Origin of the sequence: Sphingopyxis sp., assembly GCF_025869345.1 — a bacterium.
GTDB lineage: Bacteria > Pseudomonadota > Alphaproteobacteria > Sphingomonadales > Sphingomonadaceae > Sphingopyxis.
Genome location: NZ_JAOZVW010000131.1, coordinates 1 through 4082, shown reverse-complemented (window position 1 = coordinate 4082; position 4082 = coordinate 1). Strand labels below are relative to the sequence as shown.

2 protein-coding genes are annotated in these 4082 nt (G+C 69.1%); one reads left to right on the top strand and one right to left on the bottom strand.

What is annotated here, in order from left to right:
• The first annotated feature begins 167 nt into the window (after window positions 1–167).
• On the top strand, window positions 168–1295 hold the full coding sequence (gene dnaJ / locus OJI97_RS14070; protein ID WP_297664460.1) for a molecular chaperone DnaJ: 1128 nt from the start codon (window positions 168–170) through the stop codon (window positions 1293–1295).
• Between the two features lie 190 nt (window positions 1296–1485).
• On the opposite strand, the gene OJI97_RS14065 is transcribed toward dnaJ, so the two are convergent.
• On the bottom strand, window positions 1486–3813 hold the full coding sequence (locus OJI97_RS14065) for a patatin-like protein (RefSeq protein WP_297664457.1): 2328 nt from the start codon (window positions 3811–3813) through the stop codon (window positions 1486–1488).
• Window positions 3814–4082 lie beyond the last annotated feature (269 nt).

Below are 4082 nucleotides of genomic sequence, written 5' to 3'. Positions count from 1 at the left end.
GTCCGGCTTCGTCTCGCTCTTCGCTCCCACCCCCATCCTTCCTCCCCCCTCCCCCCCCCCCCCGGCCCCGGGCGGGGGCCGGCCCCCCGCCCCCCCCCACGATGGCAAGCCTGGCGACAGGCCCCTCTCCCAACCCTCTCCCCTGAAGGGGAGAGGGCTATTATTTTATGTCGCTCGACATCGATTATTACGAACTGCTGGAAGTCGAGCGCACCGCCGACGACAAGACGCTGAAGTCGGCGTATCGCAAGCTCGCGATGCAATATCACCCCGACAAGAATCCGGGGTGCGGCGACAGCGAGGCGCGCTTCAAGGCGATCAACGAAGCCTATGACTGCCTGAAGGATCCGCAGAAGCGCGCCGCCTACGACCGCTTCGGCAAGGAAGGCGTCAATGGCGCGGGCGGCTTCGGCGGCGGCAATGGCGCCGATTTCGGCGACATCGGCGACATCTTCGAATCGATCTTCGGCTCGGCGTTCGGCGGGCGCCAGCAACAGCGCGGCCCCGCGCGCGGCGCCGACCTGCGCTACGACATGGAGATCAAGCTCGAGGACGCCTTCACCGGCTGCTCGCGCGAGATTCAGGTCGACGTTGCCGCGCGCTGCGAGGCGTGCGACGGGTCGGGCGCGAAGCCCGGCACCTCGACCAATCGCTGCTCGACTTGCGCCGGCCACGGCAAGGTGCGCGCGCAGCAGGGCTTTTTCATGGTCGAGCGCACCTGCCCGACCTGCCAGGGTGCGGGCGAAGTCATCGCCGACCCCTGCAATAGCTGCCACGGGGAGGGCCGCGTCGATCGGCGCAAGACGCTGACCGTCACCATCCCGCCGGGGGTCGACGAGGGCACCCGCATCCGCCTGTCGGGCGAGGGCGAGAGCGGCGCGCGCGGCGCGGCGCCGGGCGACCTCTACATCTTCCTCCACATGGCGCGGCACAAAGTCTTCGAGCGCGAGGGCACGACGCTGTTCACCCGCGCGCCGATCAGCTTCACCACCGCGGCGCTCGGCGGGTGCATCACCATCCCTGGGCTCGACGGCAAGAAGCACGAGATCAACATTCCCACCGGCATCCAGTCGGGCAAGCAGCTCCGCCAGCGCGGCGCCGGTATGCCGGTCCTCAACGGCCGCGGCCACGGCGACCTCGTCGTCCAGATCGACGTCGAGACGCCGACGAAGCTCAGCGCCAAGCAGAAGGAATTGCTTCAGGCGTTCCGCGAGACCGAGACCGGCGAGGAATGCCCCGCGAGCCAGGGCTTCTTCGGCCGCATCAAGGAAATGTGGGACGATCTGACGGAGTGACCGTCGCCCCCGCGCAGGCGGGGGCCGCTGGAGGTTTACGCAGCGACGAAGGGCAAAGCCGACAGCGGCCTCCGCCTGCGCGGGGGTGACGAAACTCCAACTCTGTCATCCCCGCGAAAGCGGGGACCCAGGGGCGGAGTCAGCCGATGCACGCTCTGGGTCCCCGCTTTCGCGGGGATGACAAAAGGGATTAACCAATCTCTCCCCGCAATTCGTCGATCAGCGCCTTCACCTTCGGCAGTCGGCCCTCCTCCTCGTCCAGGATCGCGTGGAACGCGCGCCGCTTGATCGCCGCGAGCTCGTCGGCGGGCATGGCCCGCTCGCCGGTCACGCTGCTCGCGACGATATCGATCAGCCGGTCGGCGCCGTGGAGCCGCCCCCAGAGATAGTCGTTCTCGCGATAGGCGCGGCTGAAGAAGGCGCCGAAGCTGTTGAATTCGACCCCCTTGAGCATCGCCGCCGCGCCGCCGGTGCGGATCGCGGTCGCGTCGGAGGGGGATATGCGGTCGATCTTGATCGGATCGAACTCGTCGAACCCCTCACCCTGCAGCAACGGCAAGGTCGCGATGTCGTAAAAGGGATAGCCGAGATAGGCGAGCAGCAGCGTCCGCCGGTCGTCCTTGGGCAGGCCGCCGAGCGCTTCCGCAACGAACGCGTCGCCTTCGGCATCGGCGCGGATCAGGTCGCGGTGCGCGGCAAGGCCGTCGAGCCATTGCCCCGCATCGGCGTCGGCGGGCACGTCGATGCCAGCAAGCCAGCTATCGTTCTGGCGCTCGAGATAGAGGCCGAGCGCGGTGAAGATCGCCTCGCGCATCGCGTCGCAGGCTGGATCGCGCGCGTCGCGCTTGGCCTCGACCACCCGGTCGAGTTCGCGCGCGAGGAAGCGCAGGCGGCGAATGCGAAAGCCGAGGTCGTGACTGCGGAAGAAATCGACCGCATCGTCGCTCGCCCCCGCGCCGCGGCGCCCCGACAGCCGGTCGAGACCGCGCGCACGGACCTCGTCCCAGATCGCGGCGCGGCGATTGCGCCGGTGGATGTCGCCTTCAGGCGGCGCGAGCCGGTCGACGACGCCGACCAGTTCCTCGACGATCGCCGACAGTTTGAGATGCCCGTAGGGCGCGAAGGCGAAGCCCGCGCGCGTCGCCGCCTGGTCCTGCGCCTTGGCGCGCCATTTCTGCAGCCGCGCCGGGGTCGGCGTGTCGAGGAAGAAGGTCGTGCCGAACAAGGCCGCGACCTGTTCCTCGACCTCGACCTTCATCGCGTCGACGATATGCTGCATCCGGCGGATGCGGCGCGACATGGCCTCGATCGCCTCGACATTCTCGCGGATCGGCTGCTCGCGCGGGATTTCGGACAGCGCGCCGAGGATCGTCGACAGGAAGCCGGGCAGCTTCGGCGCCCCATCCCCGCCATCGCCGTCCGCTGCTACGCCGGGCTTGCCGAAGCTGATCGAGCGGTAATCGGGCTTGGGATCGATATAGACGAAGCGCCGGTCGACCTCGCGCCGCGCCGGGCGCTGCTTGAGCGCCGCGATCGCGGGGCGGAACGGCGCGTTGGCGAGCACCGATCCGTCGATCAGCACGCGGTCGGCGGGGTCGGCCTCGCCGCCGGCGGGAAGCTGGGTGCGAAGGAAGGCATCGCGGGCTGGCCAGGCGATCCGGCGCGTGTGGAGCACCCGGTCGAGCTCGCGCAGCGTGAAGGGCGGGAAGGCGCCCGGAAAGCTCGCGGTCGCGCGCGCCGCGGCGACGAGCCCCGGCACGTCGTCGTCGAGGCTTTTGTCCGCGCGCGCGTCCTGCCGGAAATGCAGCATCAGCCGATGCTCCTGCTCGGTGACGCGCGGCGGGCTGTTGAGCGACAGCGGGGCGCTGTGCCCCGCAAAATCGGTGACCGACACGAACAGATCGACCGGCTGGCCCGCCGGCACCAGCGCCGGTCCTTTCGGACCCGCGTCCATCGCGTCGAACGCATCGAGCAGCAGGCCCGAGAAAGTCTCGCCGCCGAAGGGCGGTTCGAACCAGCGCGCGCGGACGAAGCGCGACAGCTTGGCGCGCACCTCGTCCTGCGCGGTTTCGCCTACGGTACGGTCGATGACGTTGCCGCGCCGCTTCATCGCCCAGCCGGCGATCGGCACCGCCCAGAATTTCGTCGCCGCCGACAACGGCCGCGCGTCGGGGTCGAGCAGGCTGTCGACGTCGGCGTCCTTCAGCCACAGCTCGGTCAGCGGGTCGAGCGAATGGCCGCCGGCGATCGCGCGCGCGAGGAAGATGCCGTTGATCCCGCCCGCGCTCGCCCCGGCGACGATATCGGCCAGCACGCGCAGCTTGACCCCGCTCCGTTCGGCGATCGCCGCGAGCAGTTCGCCATAGACGCGGCCCGACCCCGCCTGCGGTGCGCCCTCGTGAAAGGCGCGCGACGCCGCGGACAGCCGCCAGACCTCCTTGGTGATGCCGTGCATATAGACGGCGAGGCTGATGCCGCCGTAGCAGATCAGGGCGAAGCGTAGTTCCTTTTCCCGCATCGGGAGCGTGATAGCGCGCTTTGGGGAGCGGCGTCACCCCCGCTGCGGCGATGCATGGTCGGGGGTGAGGAGCCGACGTTCCCAAATCTTCGTCATTCCCGCGAAAGCGGGAACCCAGAGCATGCGTCGGCTGACCCCACGCTGGGTTCCCGCTTTCGCGGGAATGACGAGGATTGGGGATGAAGGCTGTCGCTCGCCTGCCGCCTATAATCTCTCGTCATCCCGGACTTGATCCGGGATCCATTCATCCGGCGCTGAGACAATGGATC